Here is a 17492-nt window from a genome sequence, read left to right on the forward strand (position 1 = left end):
TTTTCATAGGAATAAGGCATTATATATGTATGTAGAAATTTTGTTGAAAGCGAGTTGATCCTGATTGGATCTTTTATCTATAAAAAATCCAACGTTTCTAAAAGGAATGTCAAATGCAGAATTAGAGGAGCTTAGTGCTGTCATTCGCATGTTTTTAATTGAGTCCTTAGCTAACTCTGGCGGGCACATCGGTCCGAACCTAGGTGTCGTTGAACTCACTGTTGCACTTCATAAAGTATTTGACAGCCCGAAAGACAAATTCCTTTGGGATGTTGGACATCAGTCTTACGTTCACAAGCTGTTAACTGGGAGAGGAGCGGAGTTTGATACACTTCGTCAATATAAAGGACTTTGCGGTTTTCCTAAACGAAATGAAAGTGAACATGATGTATGGGAGACGGGTCACAGTTCAACCTCATTATCTGGCGCGATGGGTATGGCGGCAGCGCGGGATATCAAAGGAACAGATGAATATATTCTTCCGATTATCGGAGATGGTGCGTTAACCGGCGGTATGGCGTTAGAAGCGCTGAATCATATCGGTGATGAAAAGAAAGATATGATTGTCATATTAAACGACAATGAAATGAGTATTGCACCAAACGTCGGTGCCATTCACACAATGCTTGGCAGACTGCGCACAGCTGGTAAATACCAATGGGTAAAGGACGAGCTCGAATACTTATTCAAGCGCATTCCAGCCGTAGGTGGAAAGCTTGCTGCAACAGCAGAGCGTATTAAAGACAGCTTGAAATATTTACTTGTGTCGGGCATGTTCTTTGAGGAAATGGGCTTCACCTACTTAGGTCCTGTAGATGGACATTCCTATGAAGATCTTTTTGAGAATCTTGAATATGCAAAGAAAACGAAAGGTCCTGTCCTCCTGCATGTCATCACGAAAAAAGGAAAAGGCTATAAGCCGGCAGAAGCTGATAAAATCGGGACTTGGCACGGCACAGGTCCATACAAAATCGATACAGGTGATTTTGTGAAACCGACAGCAGCAGCCCCGTCATGGAGCGGTCTAGTCAGTGAAACCGTCAGAAAGCTCGCGCGGGAAGATGAGCGAATTGTCGCGATTACGCCTGCGATGCCTGTTGGCTCAAAGCTTGAAGGGTTTGCAAAGGAATTTCCAGAGCGAATGTTTGATGTAGGGATTGCAGAGCAGCACGCAGCCACAATGGCGGCTGGACTTGCAACGCAGGATATGAAGCCATTCTTAGCCATTTACTCAACGTTCCTTCAAAGAGCCTATGATCAAGTGCTGCATGACATTTGCCGTCAGAACCTCAATGTGTTTATCGGAATTGACCGTGCGGGTCTTGTCGGTGCAGATGGAGAAACGCATCAAGGTGTGTTTGATATTGCCTTCATGCGCCATATGCCGAATATGGTTCTTATGATGCCAAAGGATGAAAATGAAGGACAGCACATGGTCAATACAGCCATTCAGTATGATGACGGTCCTATTGCGATGCGCTTCCCGCGCGGAAATGGACTTGGCGTCAAAATGGATGAACAGCTGAAAACCATTCCGATTGGGTCATGGGAAGTTCTTCGTCCAGGGAAGGATGCCGTGATTTTAACATTCGGTACGACCATTAAAATGGCGCTGCAAGCAGCAGAGGAACTGCAAAAAGAAGGGAAATCGATTCGTGTCGTCAATGCTCGTTTCATTAAGCCCCTTGATGAAGAGATGCTAAGTGAAATACTGTCTGAAGACATTCCGATTTTAACGATTGAAGAAGCTGTGCTCCAAGGTGGATTTGGTAGCAGCGTATTAGAATATATACACGACAAGAAAGCGTCACATATAAAGGTAGAACGGATGGGCATTCCAGATGAATTTATTGAGCATGGAAGTGTTGATGCCCTGCTTGAAGAAATTGGTCTGACGAATGCGCAGGTGGTTGAAACTTTACGTGCCCTGCTTCCCGCAGCACCAAGAAAAGGAATTGGATCATGACATCAAAGAAAGAACGACTTGACGTTTTATTAGTCGAACAAGGACTAATGGAAACAAGAGAGAAAGCAAAGCGTGCCATTATGGCAGGGATCGTTTACTCAAATGAGAACCGTTTGGATAAACCAGGAGAGAAAATCGCTCGTGATACACCGCTCACTGTGAAGGGGAATCCTTTGAAATATGTGAGCCGCGGCGGCTTAAAACTTGAAAAAGCGCTAAAAGAATTTGACTTAACAGTTGAAGGGAAATTGCTGATTGATATCGGCTCATCAACAGGTGGATTCACAGATTGTGCACTCCAAAATGGAGCGGTCAAATCATACGCTGTTGATGTTGGCTACAATCAGCTTGCATGGAAATTAAGGCAGGATGACCGCGTGATCGTGATGGAACGCACCAATTTCCGCCATTCCGTCCCAGCTGATTTTACTGAAGGATTGCCAGAGGTTGCGTCGATTGATGTATCTTTTATTTCACTCAAACTCATTCTTCCGGCTTTAAAACATATTCTTGTCCCAGGCGGTGACTGTATCGCGCTCGTCAAGCCCCAATTTGAAGCAGGCAGAGAGCTTGTCGGAAAAAAAGGCATTGTGCGTGATCCATCTGTCCACCTCGGTGTGCTAGAAGAAATGAATCAATTTGCTGCAAAAGAAGGCTATGACGTAAAGGATGTTTCATTTTCACCAATTACAGGTGGAGATGGGAATATTGAATTCCTGCTTCATTTGATGCTTCATCCTGATCAAGAGGAGAATGCGGCACTTCCAGCTTCTGAACTTGAGAAAGTGGTCAAGGAAGCCCATTCCGTATTGAAAGAAAAGAAAAACAGTCCTGAGCCGGCTGACACATGATATCATTCAAACAAAAGGAATAATAGCTCGCTATTATTCCTTTTTACATGGTCAAAAGACGAGAATCGACAGTTTCTCACGTAATGCTTGTTTTTTGAAGTGTGCATCATATAACATAGAACGTAAAGACAAACTGAGAATCAAACGCCTAGGGGGGTCAAAATGAATAAAGGTCAAAGGCATATTAAAATTAGAGAAATCATTGCAAGCCAAGAGATAGAAACACAAGATGAATTAGTCGATATTTTGAAAGCAGATGGTTATAACATCACACAGGCGACTGTATCAAGAGATATTAAAGAATTACATTTAGTGAAAGTACCAACGAACAACGGAACGTATAAATACAGCCTTCCTGCGGATCAGCGGTTTAACCCGCTCTCAAAATTGAAGCGTGCCCTAATGGATGCATTTATTAAGATGGATGCGGCCAGCCATTTAATCGTTCTGAAAACAATGCCAGGTAATGCTCAAGCCATCGGTGCTTTAATGGATAATTTAGATTGGGAAGAAATTATGGGAACCATTTGCGGAGATGATACTATTTTGATTATTTGCCGCACGCCAGATGATACGGATACAGTTTCGGCCAAAATTTTAGAGCTTCTATAAAGAGATCAGGTTTACAAAAAGAGGTGTCAAATGAGTGTTAGCAGAACTAACCATTAAAAACTTTGCAATCATTGAAGAGTTAACGGTTTCATTTGAAAAAGGACTCACGGTTCTAACAGGGGAAACAGGTGCCGGAAAATCAATCATGATTGACGCTGTCTCACTTCTTGTAGGGGGAAGAGGATCATCTGAATTTGTTCGTTACGGTGAAAAAAAAGCAGAGCTGGAAGGGCTTTTTCTTGTGCCGGCAGATCATCCTGTATTTGCCCTATGCGAAGAGCAGGGAATTGAGGCATCGGATGAAATGATGATTCTTCGTCGTGATATTAATCAAAGCGGGAAAAGCATCTGCCGCATTAATGGCAAGCTTGTCACGATTTCTCTTCTGAGAGAAGTAGGACGGCTTTTGCTCGATATACATGGACAGCACGATAATCAGCTGTTGATGGAGGATGAAAACCATTTGCATTTGCTTGATCAATTTGGGGCAGAAGAAATTGCGCCTGCTTTATCACAGTACCATGAAGCGTATGATCAATATACCAAGACCGCTCAAAAGCTAAAACAGCTGTCTGAAAATGAGCAGGAAATGGTGCACCGTTTAGATTTACTGCAATTTCAGCTGGAAGAAATTGAAGCGGCTCAATTAGAACCGGGAGAAGATGAGAAGCTTCAGGAAGAACGTCATCAAATCAGCAACTACGAAAAAATCTATTCCTCACTTCAAAACGCGTATAACGCCCTACGCAATGAGCAAGGAGGGCTTGATTGGGTTGGAATGGCTTCAAGCGAGCTAGAGCAGGTTTCTGAGATCAACGATGATCTGAAAAAGCTTTCTGAGCAAGTCTCGAACTCCTATTACTTATTGGAGGATTCTACCTTCCAAATGCGCAGCATGCTGGATCAGCTAGAATTCGACCCAGCGCGTCTTGATTTTATTGAGTCTAGGCTGAATGAAATGAAGCAGTTAAAGCGAAAGTATGGCGCAACGGTTGAAGAAATCTTGGAGTATGCGGCTAAGATTGAAGAAGAAATAGATCAAATCGAAAATCGAGACAGTCACCTGCAAACGCTCAAAAACAAACTGGATGCAATGAGCCGCGATGCGCTGCTGGAAGCACTCAACGTGTCAGAGCTTCGCAAAAAATGGGCCAAAAAGCTAGCGAAACAAATCCAAGCAGAGTTAAAGGATTTGTATATGGAGAAGTCATCCTTTGATACGGCTTTTACCATTCGATATGCGCCCTTTGGCAGCACGAACTGCCCCCTTTTAGACGGAAAACCTGTCCAGCTCGGGAAAAATGGAATAGACCAATCGCAATTTGTCATTTCTACAAATCCGGGCGAACCGATGAAATCTTTATCAAAAGTAGCCTCCGGTGGAGAAATTTCACGTGTCATGCTGGCAGTGAAGAGTATTTTCTCAGCCAAACAAGAAGTCACATCCATTATTTTCGATGAGGTTGATACAGGCGTCAGTGGCAGGGTCGCACAGGCCATTGCCGAAAAAATTTATAAAGTAGCGGCAGGATCACAAGTGCTCTGTATCACACATCTGCCCCAAGTAGCTGCAATGGCTGACACACATCTCTTCATTTCTAAACGCTCTAAAGCCGGCAGAACACTAACGAGTGTCAAGCCATTAAGTCATGAAGAAAAAGTGAGTGAAATTGGCCGGATGATTGCAGGTGTGGAAGTCACTGAGCTGACAAAACAGCATGCAAAAGAATTATTGCACCAAGCAAATGATGTCAAAATGACAAGGTAGCTGAATGACCAGCTGCCTTTTTTATGTTGTCTAAAATTCGCTGTATATACGCATGAAATCGTCTTTTTCTTTTATCAATTTATCCAATCATTTTCTACATGTGGCAGTTATAAATCCTCGCGAAGAAGGCAAAAGTATAGATGTAGCCAAAACATTAGTGTTCTGGTGTGGGTAAGGAGCGAGGAGAGTGAAAAATGAATGCCCGAAAAGATGAGAAAAGCCATTGGTGTTATTCTCCTTGTTTCTTTAATAAGTACAGGGTTTATGAGCATAGTGAAGGAATATATCAGCATTCCAACAAACGTTGCTGTATTTGAAAAAGAGAAGCACTCAATTGAGACATCGATTGAAGCGTCAGCCAATACTTCTTCACCAGCCTTTAGTCTTTCAGAGAAAAAGAATCAGCTTGAAGTAACTGGACAAAAGGCGGGGAAAGCCGAAATTGTTTATGATTTTAAAGGATTTCCTATTAAGAAAACAAAAGTCGATGTTCTCCCTGAATTAAAAGTCATTCCTGGAGGACAATCCATTGGCGTCAAGCTCCACTCTGTCGGAGTTCTCGTTGTAGGTTTTCATCAAATCACAACGGCAGACGGCAAAAAATCACCAGGTGAAGCCGCAGGCATTCAATCAGGGGATATGATCATTGAAATAAATGGTCAAAAGATGGAGAAAATGAATGACCTCACCCCATTTATCCAGAAAGCAGGAAAAACGGGTGAAACACTTCATTTACTCATAAAGAGAGATCATAAAACCTTTCAAACAACATTAACACCCGCAAAAGATGCAAGTGAAGGCACCTATCGAATTGGTCTTTATATTCGTGATTCCGCAGCAGGAATCGGAACGATGACCTTCTTTGAACCATCTTCTAAAAAATATGGTGCCCTTGGGCATGTGATTTCTGACATGGATACAAAAAAACCAATCGTTGTCGACAATGGTGAAATTGTCAGATCAACCGTAACATCGATCGAAAAAGGCACAGGAGGCAATCCTGGAGAAAAACTGGCGAGATTTTCTTCCGAGCGAAAAACGATAGGTGATATCTCGCGCAACAGTCCATTCGGTATATTTGGTACATTAACCGAAAAGCTCGAAAATCATGTAGCGGACAAACCTCTTCCAGTCGCTTTATCAAATGAAGTAAAAGAAGGTCCAGCAGAGATCTTAACCGTAGTGGACCATGATAAAGTGGAGAAGTTTGATATTAAAATCGTCAGCACAACACCGCAGAAATTCCCAGCCACAAAAGGGATGGTGCTAAAGATAACAGATGAACGATTATTAAGCAAAACGGGTGGAATTGTTCAAGGAATGAGCGGAAGCCCCATCATCCAAAATGGCAAAGTCATTGGAGCGGTCACACACGTATTCGTTAATGACCCGACAAGCGGATATGGCGTACACATTGAATGGATGCTGTCAGAAGCAGGAATCGATCTGTATCAAAAAAACAAAAAAGCAAGCTGATCATGAAACTGCCGTGAATCTTCCGGCAGTTTTTTTCTCCCCTTTCTTTCTCTGCCATCATGTTATAAAATAAGGAAAAAGAGATTTTTCGACAAAATGGAAAATAGTATGTTGTCAAATTGCAATAATCGTCGATTCGTTAAGAAAAACGTAGAAAAAGCTAGATAATGCTCTATTATTCGGAAAATGAAAGTTTTTTAAAGGGGATAGCATGGTTTTGTCGAATTGAACACTCAGAAGAGAAATGCAAAAGACTAAAGGAATCGACATTGGGGAGGAAAGAACGTGGAGAAAATTAAAGTGTGTGTAGCTGATGATAACCGAGAGCTTGTTGGCCTTTTGACAGAGTATATTGAGGGACAGGAAGATATGGAAGTACTTGGCGTGGCGTATAATGGTCAGGAATGTCTGACATTATTTAAAGATAAAGAGCCCGACGTTCTCCTCTTAGATATTATCATGCCTCATTTAGACGGTCTTGCTGTACTGGAACGCCTCCGTGAAAACTCTGATATGACCAAACAGCCAAGTGTGATTATGCTAACGGCATTCGGACAAGAAGATGTCACGAAAAAAGCAGTCGATTTGGGCGCATCCTATTTCATTTTAAAGCCATTTGATATGGAAAACCTAGTAGGTCATATTCGTCAAGTCAGTGGAAACGGCACACAAGTTACCCATCGATCTTCATCTATCCAAAACAGTGTTCTTCGTAATAAACCTGAACCGAAACGTAAAAACTTAGATGCGAGCATTACGACAATTATTCATGAAATTGGAGTGCCAGCTCATATTAAAGGATATTTATACTTAAGAGAAGCGATTTCTATGGTGTACAATGATATTGAGCTTCTCGGAAGCATCACAAAAGTATTATATCCAGACATTGCGAAGAAATTTAACACGACTGCCAGCAGGGTGGAACGAGCAATTCGTCATGCCATTGAAGTCGCCTGGAGCAGAGGAAACATCGATTCCATTTCATCACTCTTTGGTTACACAGTCAGCATGTCAAAAGCCAAACCGACCAATTCAGAATTTATTGCCATGGTGGCTGACCGTCTGCGTTTAGAGCATAGAGCAAGCTAGTTCATTTTAGATGAAAAAACGTTTCTTCATTGAGGCGTTTTTTTATTTTTAAAAAAGATTGTCAAAATATGGTTGTGTTGATAAAATCATCTTAATGTTTAAATTAGACAAACGGATTACTTTATTTTCAGAATAAAATGAAAAATAAAGCATGAAAGAATTCGATAAGACATAAATTAGTGGTAATCAGCTACGCCAATCAATCGATGTAGAAGAAGAAAACGCTCATTCGTAAGAAAAAGGATGAGAGGAAAAGGTCTTATGTAATTGGTAAATAAAGCAAATGAGATCGAAAGTTCTATTTCTATTGACCTGATTGGTTGGCGTTTTAAAGTCACTGGCTTCTTAGAGATTGTGCCATTTGAACTGAATATTCCCATTGTCGAATTTAATAATTTTCACATTCTTTTACTATGCTATAATAATGAAAAGAAGAGGGTGAGGTTATGGGAAAGCTGAAAATCCACTCTGCTGAGGTAGCGAACGAAATTAGCAAGTGGACGAGGGTCATTTCTCAGAATGACCTAGAAAAATCTGCTATCTATAAAGAGAAAATTCAGAATTTGCTAAAAAATACAGATGAAGACCGCGAAGTTCTCCTTTATTATCAACTTGTTGACGGCAGACATGAAATGTTACTTGGAAATATTGAAAAAGCCAATCAAATTATGAAAACTGTCGGAACGCTGGATGAGAAAGCAGATGACATTATTAATTTTTATTTTTACTTTTACAAAGGCCAATACGCCGCATATGTAAAGAAGTATGATGAAGCCATTAGCTTTTACAAAATTGCAGAACAGCGCCTAAAACGCGTGAATGAAGATTTGGAAGTGGGAACTTTTCACCATAAGGTTGCTTCTATCTATTACGAATTGAAACAAAATTTCATTTCCATTAATCATATTAAAAAAGCCATCGATACGTTTAAAGCGCATGAAGAATATACAGCTCAAGCGATTGACAGCTTAATTTTACATGCCAGCAATTGTATTGATTTGTTCCAATTTGATGAAGCAGAGGATAAATATCAAGAGGCACTTGAAAAAAGTAAACGTATGAACAATGAAGTGCTGATTGGGAAATGCTATCACAATTTAGCAGTCCTTTATTATGCAAAGCCTGATTATGAAAAAAGCGCACAATATGCCAAAAAAGGAATGGGCATTCAAATTCACCGCGACAATAGTCATTATTACATCCAATCTTTATATGTTCTGGCCAATGCCTTAGTTCATCTAGGAGATCAAGAGGCGAAAGAATATATCAAAGAGGGAATTCAGTATAGCTGCGATATCCAAAATAATGAATATATAGTAAAATTTGAAATTTTAGATTTGATGTGCGAAAATAGTGGAGCAGCAGACGTATTCTCTGAAAAATTAGACTACATAGAAAAAAATAGATTATATGTAGAGCTTGAGGATTTGTCTGAACAAATATCGAAATACTTCAAGGAACGAAATGACTATCAAAATGCCATTCGTTTTCTTGAAAAGAAATTCGATGCACAAATACTTCAAAAGAAAGTGGAGGTTATCTTATGAAAAAGTTGTTGTTAGGTGTAACAGTCGTTACAGCAGTCGCAGTTGTTTCTTCCCTTTTTGCTCTCGACGCAGAGATGACAGAGCAAGCCATCAGAGCGATTACGTGATCGAATTTATCTTTCAACCTCTTCGTACTTAAAAGAAGAGGTTTTTTTATGTGCCCAAACTGGAAAAACTGAAAAAAACCCGTCATAATGAAGATAAGCATCATATTTAGAGGTGACATATGACGAAAATTTTTGCACACAGAGGCTTTAAAGGAATCTATCCTGAAAACACCATGATAGCCTTTGAGCATGCACTCCATTCTGGAGCTGACGGTATTGAGCTTGATGTTCAGCTGACCAAAGACGGCAAACTGGCTGTCATTCACGATGAGAAGCTGAACCGAACGACGAATATGAAAGGCTTAGTGAAAGACCATACATATGAAGAGTTAAAAGCAGGAGATGCGAGTCATTCTTTCTATGAAGAAACAGGTGCTGTGTCCATTCCCCTTTTAGAAGAAGTATTGGAACTAGTTGCGCAGCAATCATCATTCATCATCAATATTGAACTGAAAAACTCCATTTATCGATATCCAGGTATTGAAGAGAAAGTAAAAGAGCAAATTGAACATTTTCAAATTGAGGATCGTGTACTTGTCTCATCCTTTCATCACGGCAGTTTAGCTCTTTTTCACAAGCTGATGCCGCAAATTGAACTTGCGGTACTTACAATGGATGTGATTCATCAGCCAGAGATGTACTTAAAAACAATCCCTGCAAGTGGATACCATCCAAATATAAAGGGTGCTGGGGTGACAAAAGAGGTCGTATCAGCACTCCATGCGGCTCATCAAGTGATTAGGCCGTTTACAGTAAACAGTGAGAAGCAGATGCAAAAAATGTTCTCCTTAGGTGTTGATGGTATTTTCACTGATTTTCCTGATCGAGCCGTGAAAATAAGAGAAGAAATGAAATAAAGACCTGCAATCATCAGCAGGTCTTTTTTCATGCTTATCTTTGCTTAAAGCGAGCAGTCACCTTATTGCGTTTACGGTCTCTATATAAAATAAACCCAGCTACAACATAAAGACCTCCCCCTAAAAACAACAACCCTGCAATTCCTTGCAGCCATAAAAATGGAAATGGTGCAATGATGATGCCAAAAACAGTGTCACGAAGCAGCTTAATTCCAAGTGCTGCAAAGGCGCCAGGTATTAAAATAATGACTAATGCAAGTATTCTCCCCATCAAATGTCCCCTTAATCGTCATTTACTTCCATTGTCTAATTCAAAAAATATTTTGTCAAGAAAGGAAAACGTGGTAATATAAGAGTTGTGCAATTTTTTGCAACGGAAAATTATGGTGTGCAAATTTTTTCATATAAAGGGGTAACGGGATGCAGAGAGTCTTGATTGTCGGTGCGGGACAGGGTGGATCAGCATTGCTTGAAACATTGCTGAAAACAAATATGATTCAAATCGTTGCGATCGCCGACCTTGATCTTGAGGCACCGGGGATGGTAGAAGCGAAAAAGAATGGAATTGATACGACAACGGATTGGAAAGAATACATAAAAGATGACATTGATATCATCATTGAAACAACAGGCCGTTCTGCTGTGTTAAAGGAACTGATTGAAAAAAAACCAGAGCATGCTGTCATTGTTCCAAGTTCAATGGCGTACGTCATATCAGAATTAATGTCAGAAAAACAGCAGCTTATTCAAATGTTAAAGGAACAAACCTATAAACATGACCGCATTTTTAATGCAACGAACGATGGCATGATTTTTATTAATATGGATGAAGAAGTGGTCCTATTTAATCGATCGGCTGCCAAAATGGTTGGACGATCGCAAAAAGATGCGATTGGCCGTCACATACGAGAAGTGATTCCAAACACGAAACTTCCTTACATTTTAAGATCGAGAGAGCCAGAATTTAATCAAAAACAATTTCTGAATCAGCAAATACAAATTGTCACAACGCGTTTGCCGATTATTGATGACGCAGGGAGAATGCTCGGCGCTTTGTCTATCTTTAAAGATATTACAGATGCTGTGGAGCTTGCGGAGGAAGTCACGAACCTCAAAGAAGTGCGAACAATGCTTGAGGCTATCATTCAATCATCAGATGAAGCCATATCGGTTGTAGATGAGCAAGGAAAAGGGATCTTAATTAACCGTGCTTATACGAAAATGACCGGTTTAACGGACAAAGAGGTTGTGGGTAAACCAGCTGGTGCAGATATTTCTGAAGGTGAAAGCATGCACTTGAAGGTTCTTGAAACAAGAAGACCGGTTCGAGGCGTCAGAATGAAAGTAGGACCAAATAAAAAGGATGTGATCGTCAACGTAGCGCCAGTCATCGTTGATGGCATTCTAAAAGGCAGTGTTGGCGTCATTCATGACGTATCAGAAATCCAATCACTCACGAATGAATTGAATAAAGCAAGACAGCTCATCCGAACCCTTGAGGCAAAGTACACGTTTGAAGACATTATTGGAGAAAGTGAGCAAATGCTTGTGGCACTTGAGCAGGCAAAGCTAGGTGCAAAAACACCGGCTACCATTTTACTCCGAGGAGAATCAGGTACTGGGAAAGAGCTGTTTGCACACGCCATTCACAATGAAAGTGACCGGAAATATAATCGCTTCGTACGGGTTAACTGTGCGGCCTTATCGGAGACCCTTTTAGAGTCAGAGCTTTTTGGCTACGAGGAAGGAGCGTTTTCTGGTGCAAGGCGCGGCGGGAAAAAAGGGCTGTTTGAAGAAGCGAATCACGGCAGCATCTTTTTAGACGAGATTGGTGAAATGACCCCAAGTACACAAGCGAAATTACTTCGCGTTATGCAGGAGAAAGAAATTGTGAGAGTAGGCGGAACAAAAGCCATACCGGTGGATGTCCGTGTGATCACGGCAACAAACGTCAATATTGAAAAAGCGATGGCGGAAGGGAAGTTCAGAGAGGATTTATATTATCGGATGAACAGATACCCGATCTCCATCCCGCCGCTTAGGCAGCGTCTTGAAGATATTGACTCATTAAGCAAACGTCTCATCCAGAAGATCAATTTAGACTATGGACGGAATGTGAGTGGTTTAACAGAAAATGCACTCAATAGACTTCGCTCATACAGCTGGCCTGGCAACGTGAGAGAGCTTGAAAATGTGCTTGGACGAGCCATGATCTTTTTGAATCCGCAAGAAGAATGGATTGATGAAGGGCATATTGCGTTCATGGAGTCAGAAGAACATGAAGAAAAAGAGCAGCAGGAACTTGCTGTAAGCCAATTTGAGGGGGAGACGCTTTCGGATGCCGTTGAAGCATTTGAAGCGCAGCTAATTAAACAAACCCTTGAAAAGCATCAATTCAATCGTACCAAAACAGCGAAAACGTTAGGGATCAGCATTCGGAACCTTTACTATAAAATGGATAAATATCAACTTGCAAAAGATAGCATGCAATAACATGCATGTTGCCTGCAAAAAAATGCACGGATTGATCGGGAAATGGTCCATTTTCCTCGCGTTTCAAGTTGGCACGGAACTTGCATAAAGAAAAGATGAACCGAGCACAAGGAAAGGTGGGCATGTATGAAGCTAGACGATCTGATTATCAAAGCCTCACAGTTGCAGAATAAAACAGCGGCTGTGGCTCATGCAGAGGATGAAGAAGTGCTTCATGCCATCAATATGGCAATTGAACGAAAGGTCGCACGTTTCCTGCTAGTTGGGGACAAACGCAACCTGAAGGAGCGAGTCAAACAGCATGAGATCAATGAAGACTGGATAGATATTATTCATTCTGATTCACCCGAAGAATCTGCCAAAATTGCCGTACAGGCAGTAAGTGAGAAGCATGCAGATATTTTGATGAAGGGGAATGTCCCGACAGCCGTCCTTTTAAAAGCGGTACTGAATAAAGAATACGGACTTCGAACAGCGAGTGTCCTATCACATGTCGCGGCCTTCGAAGTGCCAGGCTTCGACCGTTTTATCTATGTAACAGATTCTGCGATGAACATCGCGCCGGATTTAAATATGCTGAAAGAAATTACGATCAATTCCGTTCAAGTAGCACATGCTGTCGGAAACGACATGCCAAAGGTTGCGGTCTTATCTGCGGTAGAGGTAGTGAACCCAGCAATGGATTCGACGCTGGCTGCTGCAAGTCTTGCCCAAATGAATCGAAGAGGTCAAATTTCTGGCTGCCTCGTTGATGGACCACTTGCTTTAGATAATGCCATTTCTCAAACGGCGGCTTCTCATAAAAATATTACGAGTGATGTAGCTGGCCATGCAGATATTTTGCTTGTGCCAACAATTGAAGCAGGCAACATCTTATATAAATCGCTCATTTACTTTGCACATGCAAAGGTAGGGGCTGTGGTGGCAGGAGCGAAGGCGCCAATAGCTTTAACAAGCCGGTCTGATTCAGCCGAAAGTAAGCTCTATTCAATTGCACTTGCCATCTGTACATCAAATTAAGCGGAAGTATTAGGAGGAATAGACAATGGAACTTTTTAAATATATGGAACGATACGATTATGAACAGCTTGTATTTTGTCAGGATGAGCAATCTGGCTTAAAAGCCATTATTGCCATTCATGATACAACACTCGGTCCAGCACTAGGCGGAACGAGAATGTGGACGTATGAAAACGAAGAAGCAGCCATCGAAGATGCTTTGCGTCTAGCAAGAGGGATGACTTATAAAAATGCGGCAGCAGGGCTTAACCTTGGCGGCGGGAAAACGGTTATCATCGGTGATCCGAGAAAAGACAAGAATGAAGAAATGTTCCGTGCTTTTGGACGTTACATTCAAGGGCTGAATGGCCGCTATATCACAGCTGAAGATGTCGGCACAACTGTAGAAGATATGGATCTTATCCATGAAGAAACTGACTTTGTTACAGGCATCTCTCCTGCATTTGGTTCTTCCGGGAACCCATCTCCTGTCACAGCTTACGGTGTATATAAAGGGATGAAAGCAGCTGCAAAAGCTGCATTTGGGACGGATTCATTGGAAGGAAAAACGATTGCTGTCCAAGGTGTTGGGAATGTGGCCTACAATCTGTGTAAACACCTACACGAAGAAGGCGCACAGCTGATTGTTACAGATATCAACAAAGATTCTGTTCAGCGAGCGGTAGAAGACTTCGGTGCAAAAGCTGTAGACCCTGACGATATTTATGATCAAGAATGTGATATTTATGCGCCGTGTGCACTTGGTGCAACCATTAACGATATGACGATTCCTAAACTAAAGGCAAAAGTCATTGCAGGTGCGGCGAATAACCAGCTAAGAGAAACGCATCATGGGGATCTCATTCATGAAATGGGCATTGTATATGCACCTGATTATGTCATCAATGCAGGCGGTGTCATTAACGTTGCTGATGAGCTTTACGGTTATAATGCCGATCGTGCAATGAAAAAAGTCGAAGGCATTTACCAAAATATTGAGCGTGTCATTGAAATTTCAAACCGTGATGCCATTCCAACCTATAAAGCGGCAGACCGATTGGCTGAAGAGCGAATTGAAAGAATGCGCAAATCAAGAAGTCAATTCTTGCAAAATGGTCAACATATTTTAAGTCGTCGCTAATTTTGAAGAATGAGTTGAAACGGAGGTTTTGTTTTTGCTGACAAAAGAATGGCGTATTCTCACGATTAATCCTGGCTCTACTTCAACAAAAATCGGTGTGTTTCATAATGAACGATCCATCTTTGAAACAACACTAAGACATACAGATGAGGAATTAAAGCAGTTTCCTCATATCATTGATCAATTTTCATTTCGCAAAGAAACAATTCTGAAAACACTGCATGAACAGGGGATGAATATCTCGAAATTTGATGCAGTTTGTGCCCGCGGCGGTCTTCTTCGCCCAATTGAAGGAGGCACATATGAAGTAAATGAGCAAATGGTTGAGGACCTAAAAGCAGGGTATGCCGGACAGCATGCGTCCAACCTAGGCGGTATCATTGCACGAGAAATTGCACTCGGCCTAAATATCCCAGCTTTTATTGTCGATCCAGTTGTAGTGGATGAACTAAAGCCGATTGCTCGCATTTCAGGGCTACCAACGATCGAAAGAAAAAGTATCTTTCATGCATTAAATCAAAAAGCGGTCGCAAGAAAAACAGCTGCTTCTTTTGGGAAGCGTTACGAAGATTTGAACATGATTATTACGCATATGGGCGGCGGTATCACCATTGGTGTACATGAAAAAGGGAAAGTCATCGATGTCAATAACGGTCTGCATGGCGAAGGTCCTTTCAGCCCTGAGCGAGCGGGCACCCTGCCAACAGGTGACCTCGTGAATCTTTGTTTTTCTGGTGAGTATACCCAAGAGGAAATGCTCAAGCGCATTATTGGTGAAGGTGGTCTTGCGGGCTATCTCGGCACGACAGATGCTGTCAAAGTAGAGCGCATCATCGAAGCGGGAGATGAGCGTGCAGCGCTCATTTATGAAGCGATGTGCTATCAAATTGCCAAGGAAATCGGTGCAGCTAGTGCTGTGTTAAAAGGAGCAGTTGACGTCATTGTATTAACAGGCGGACTTGCATACAGCAAACAAATTACATCAAGTATTAGAGGGTACATTGACTGGATTTCAGATGTCGTCGTGTATCCAGGTGAAAATGAATTGCAATCCTTAGCAGAAGGTGCGCTTCGTATTCTAAAAGAAGAAGAATCACCGAAAGAATACCCAAATGATCAAAGGACGAAGAAAGGAGTGACAAGTCATGGCAACTGAATATGACCTCGTCATTCTTGGTGGAGGCACAGGCGGCTATGTAGCGGCCATCCGTGCCTCACAGCTTGGATTGAAAACAGCAGTTGTAGAAAAAGCACAGCTTGGAGGAACATGTCTTCATAAAGGCTGCATTCCATCTAAAGCGCTGCTCAGAAGTGCAGAAGTATATCAAACGGTCAAACGTGCGGCCGATTTTGGGATTGAGACAAGTGGTATCGCCTTACAATTTGCAAATGTACAAAAAAGAAAAGCAGAGATTGTAGAAAAACTAGCAGGCGGCGTCAAACACTTAATGAAACAAGGAAAAATTGATGTATACGAAGGGCTTGGTCGTATACTTGGCCCATCTATCTTTTCGCCAATGCCAGGAACCATCTCGGTAGAAATGGCGAATGGGGATGAAAATGAAATGCTGATTCCAAAGCAGGTCATCATTGCGACAGGTTCAAGACCGCGCGTCTTGCCTGGGCTTGAAGCAGATGGAACGCACATCCTCACATCAGATGATGCACTTGAACTGCAAGAGCTGCCTCAGTCGATGCTGATTGTCGGCGGCGGGGTGATCGGAATTGAGTGGGCATCCATGCTGAATGATTTTGGCGTGAAAGTCACTGTGATCGAGTTTGCGGATCGCATTTTGCCAACAGAAGATCAAGACATTTCTAAAGAAATGGAAAAGCTTTTATCTAAAAAAGGCATCACCTTTGTCACAAATGCGAAGGTATTGCCAGATACGGTAGAAAAGCAAGAGAATTTCGTCAAGATTCAAGCGGAAAAGGACGGAGACATTCAGTCGTTTGAAGCGGAAAAACTCCTTCTTTCAGTCGGTCGAGTACCAAATATTGAAGGCATAGGGCTCGAAAATACGGAGATCCAAACAGAAAAGCAAGGCATTGTCGTGAATGAACATTATCAAACGAAAGAATCGCATATTTACGCGATAGGAGATGTCATTGGCGGACTTCAGCTGGCACATGTGGCTTCACACGAAGGCATGATTGCTGTGGAACATATGGCTGGAAAAGAACCAAAGCCGCTCGATGAAACGCTCGTGTCTAAATGTGTTTACTCTCACCCAGAAACCGCTAGTGTTGGACTCACTGAACAGGCGGCAAAAGAGCAAGGCTATGAAGTCAAAATTGGGAAATTCCCTTTCATGGCGAATGGAAAAGCGCTTGTATTTGGGGAGTCTGATGGATTTGTCAAAATCATTGCTGATCAAAAAACAGATGATATCTTAGGGATTCATATGATTGGTCCTCATGTAACAGATATGATATCTGAAGCTGGATTAGCCAAAGTACTTGATGCAACGCCGTGGGAAGTGGGGCAAACGATTCACCCGCACCCAACCTTGTCAGAGGCGATTGGCGAGGCAGCACTTGCTGTTGACGGTAAGGCGATCCATTTTTAATCAAGGAGGGAAACAT

Annotated in this window: 14 protein-coding genes; 13 read left to right on the forward strand and 1 reads right to left on the reverse strand. The window is 41.9% G+C overall.

The genetic code is table 11. The features are described from left to right. Positions 1 to 64 precede the first annotated feature (64 nt). The 8 genes from dxs (at position 65) to BA70_RS06520 (ending at position 10273) form a co-directional block, all read left to right on the forward strand. Positions 65 to 1966 (forward strand): 1-deoxy-D-xylulose-5-phosphate synthase, encoded by a 1902-nt coding sequence (dxs, locus tag BA70_RS06480; RefSeq protein WP_034319704.1) that lies wholly within the window; start codon positions 65 to 67, stop codon positions 1964 to 1966. Further along, positions 1963 to 2817: a TlyA family RNA methyltransferase gene (locus BA70_RS06485; RefSeq protein ID WP_034319707.1), complete on the forward strand. Its 855-nt coding sequence runs from the start codon at positions 1963 to 1965 to the stop codon at positions 2815 to 2817. Before dxs ends, BA70_RS06485 begins: the two co-directional genes overlap by 4 nt. Positions 2818 to 2979: 162 nt before the next feature. Then, the gene (gene ahrC / locus BA70_RS06490; protein WP_008358598.1) at positions 2980 to 3429 is read left to right on the forward strand and encodes a transcriptional regulator AhrC/ArgR; all 450 of its coding nucleotides are present in this window, start codon (positions 2980 to 2982) and stop codon (positions 3427 to 3429) included. 34 nt (positions 3430 to 3463) lie between these two features. Beyond that, positions 3464 to 5197: a DNA repair protein RecN gene (gene recN / locus BA70_RS06495; protein ID WP_034319711.1), complete on the forward strand. Its 1734-nt coding sequence runs from the start codon at positions 3464 to 3466 to the stop codon at positions 5195 to 5197. Positions 5198 to 5395: 198 nt separating this feature from the next. Next, complete coding sequence (gene spoIVB / locus BA70_RS06500) at positions 5396 to 6673, forward strand: SpoIVB peptidase (protein WP_034319714.1); 1278 nt, start codon at positions 5396 to 5398, stop codon at positions 6671 to 6673. A gap of 285 nt (positions 6674 to 6958) precedes the next feature. Then, positions 6959 to 7762 (forward strand): sporulation transcription factor Spo0A, encoded by an 804-nt coding sequence (spo0A, locus tag BA70_RS06505; RefSeq protein WP_034319717.1) that lies wholly within the window; start codon positions 6959 to 6961, stop codon positions 7760 to 7762. 446 nt (positions 7763 to 8208) lie between these two features. Continuing rightward, positions 8209 to 9309: a response regulator aspartate phosphatase gene (locus BA70_RS06515; protein WP_034319723.1), complete on the forward strand. Its 1101-nt coding sequence runs from the start codon at positions 8209 to 8211 to the stop codon at positions 9307 to 9309. 226 nt (positions 9310 to 9535) lie between these two features. Continuing rightward, positions 9536 to 10273: a glycerophosphodiester phosphodiesterase gene (locus BA70_RS06520; RefSeq protein ID WP_034319726.1), complete on the forward strand. Its 738-nt coding sequence runs from the start codon at positions 9536 to 9538 to the stop codon at positions 10271 to 10273. 34 nt (positions 10274 to 10307) lie between these two features. Here BA70_RS06520 and BA70_RS06525 read toward each other — a convergent pair whose 3' ends face one another. Further along, positions 10308 to 10544 carry a DUF2627 domain-containing protein gene (locus tag BA70_RS06525; RefSeq protein WP_034319728.1) on the reverse strand — a complete coding sequence of 79 codons (237 nt, stop codon included), beginning with the start codon at positions 10542 to 10544 and terminating at the stop codon, positions 10308 to 10310. A 149-nt stretch (positions 10545 to 10693) separates the two neighbouring features. Here BA70_RS06525 and BA70_RS06530 point away from each other — a divergent pair, with 149 nt between their 5' ends. The 5 genes from BA70_RS06530 (at position 10694) to lpdA (ending at position 17476) form a co-directional block, all read left to right on the forward strand. Continuing rightward, entirely contained in the window at positions 10694 to 12766 is a 2073-nt protein-coding gene (locus BA70_RS06530; RefSeq protein WP_034319731.1) for a sigma-54 interaction domain-containing protein, read from the forward strand. A 126-nt stretch (positions 12767 to 12892) separates the two neighbouring features. Next, positions 12893 to 13786: a phosphate butyryltransferase gene (yqiS, locus tag BA70_RS06535; RefSeq protein ID WP_034319734.1), complete on the forward strand. Its 894-nt coding sequence runs from the start codon at positions 12893 to 12895 to the stop codon at positions 13784 to 13786. 25 nt (positions 13787 to 13811) lie between these two features. Further along, positions 13812 to 14906, forward strand: coding sequence for a branched-chain amino acid dehydrogenase (gene bcd / locus BA70_RS06540; RefSeq protein ID WP_034319737.1), 1095 nt, complete (start codon positions 13812 to 13814; stop codon positions 14904 to 14906). A 34-nt stretch (positions 14907 to 14940) separates the two neighbouring features. Continuing rightward, the gene (buk, locus tag BA70_RS06545; RefSeq protein ID WP_034319740.1) at positions 14941 to 16062 is read left to right on the forward strand and encodes a butyrate kinase; all 1122 of its coding nucleotides are present in this window, start codon (positions 14941 to 14943) and stop codon (positions 16060 to 16062) included. Further along, positions 16052 to 17476 (forward strand): dihydrolipoyl dehydrogenase, encoded by a 1425-nt coding sequence (lpdA, locus tag BA70_RS06550; protein ID WP_034319742.1) that lies wholly within the window; start codon positions 16052 to 16054, stop codon positions 17474 to 17476. Before buk ends, lpdA begins: the two co-directional genes overlap by 11 nt. Positions 17477 to 17492 lie beyond the last annotated feature (16 nt).

The sequence above is a fragment of the Bacillus zhangzhouensis genome, assembly GCF_000715205.1.
GTDB classification, from domain to species: Bacteria; Bacillota; Bacilli; order Bacillales; family Bacillaceae; genus Bacillus; species Bacillus zhangzhouensis.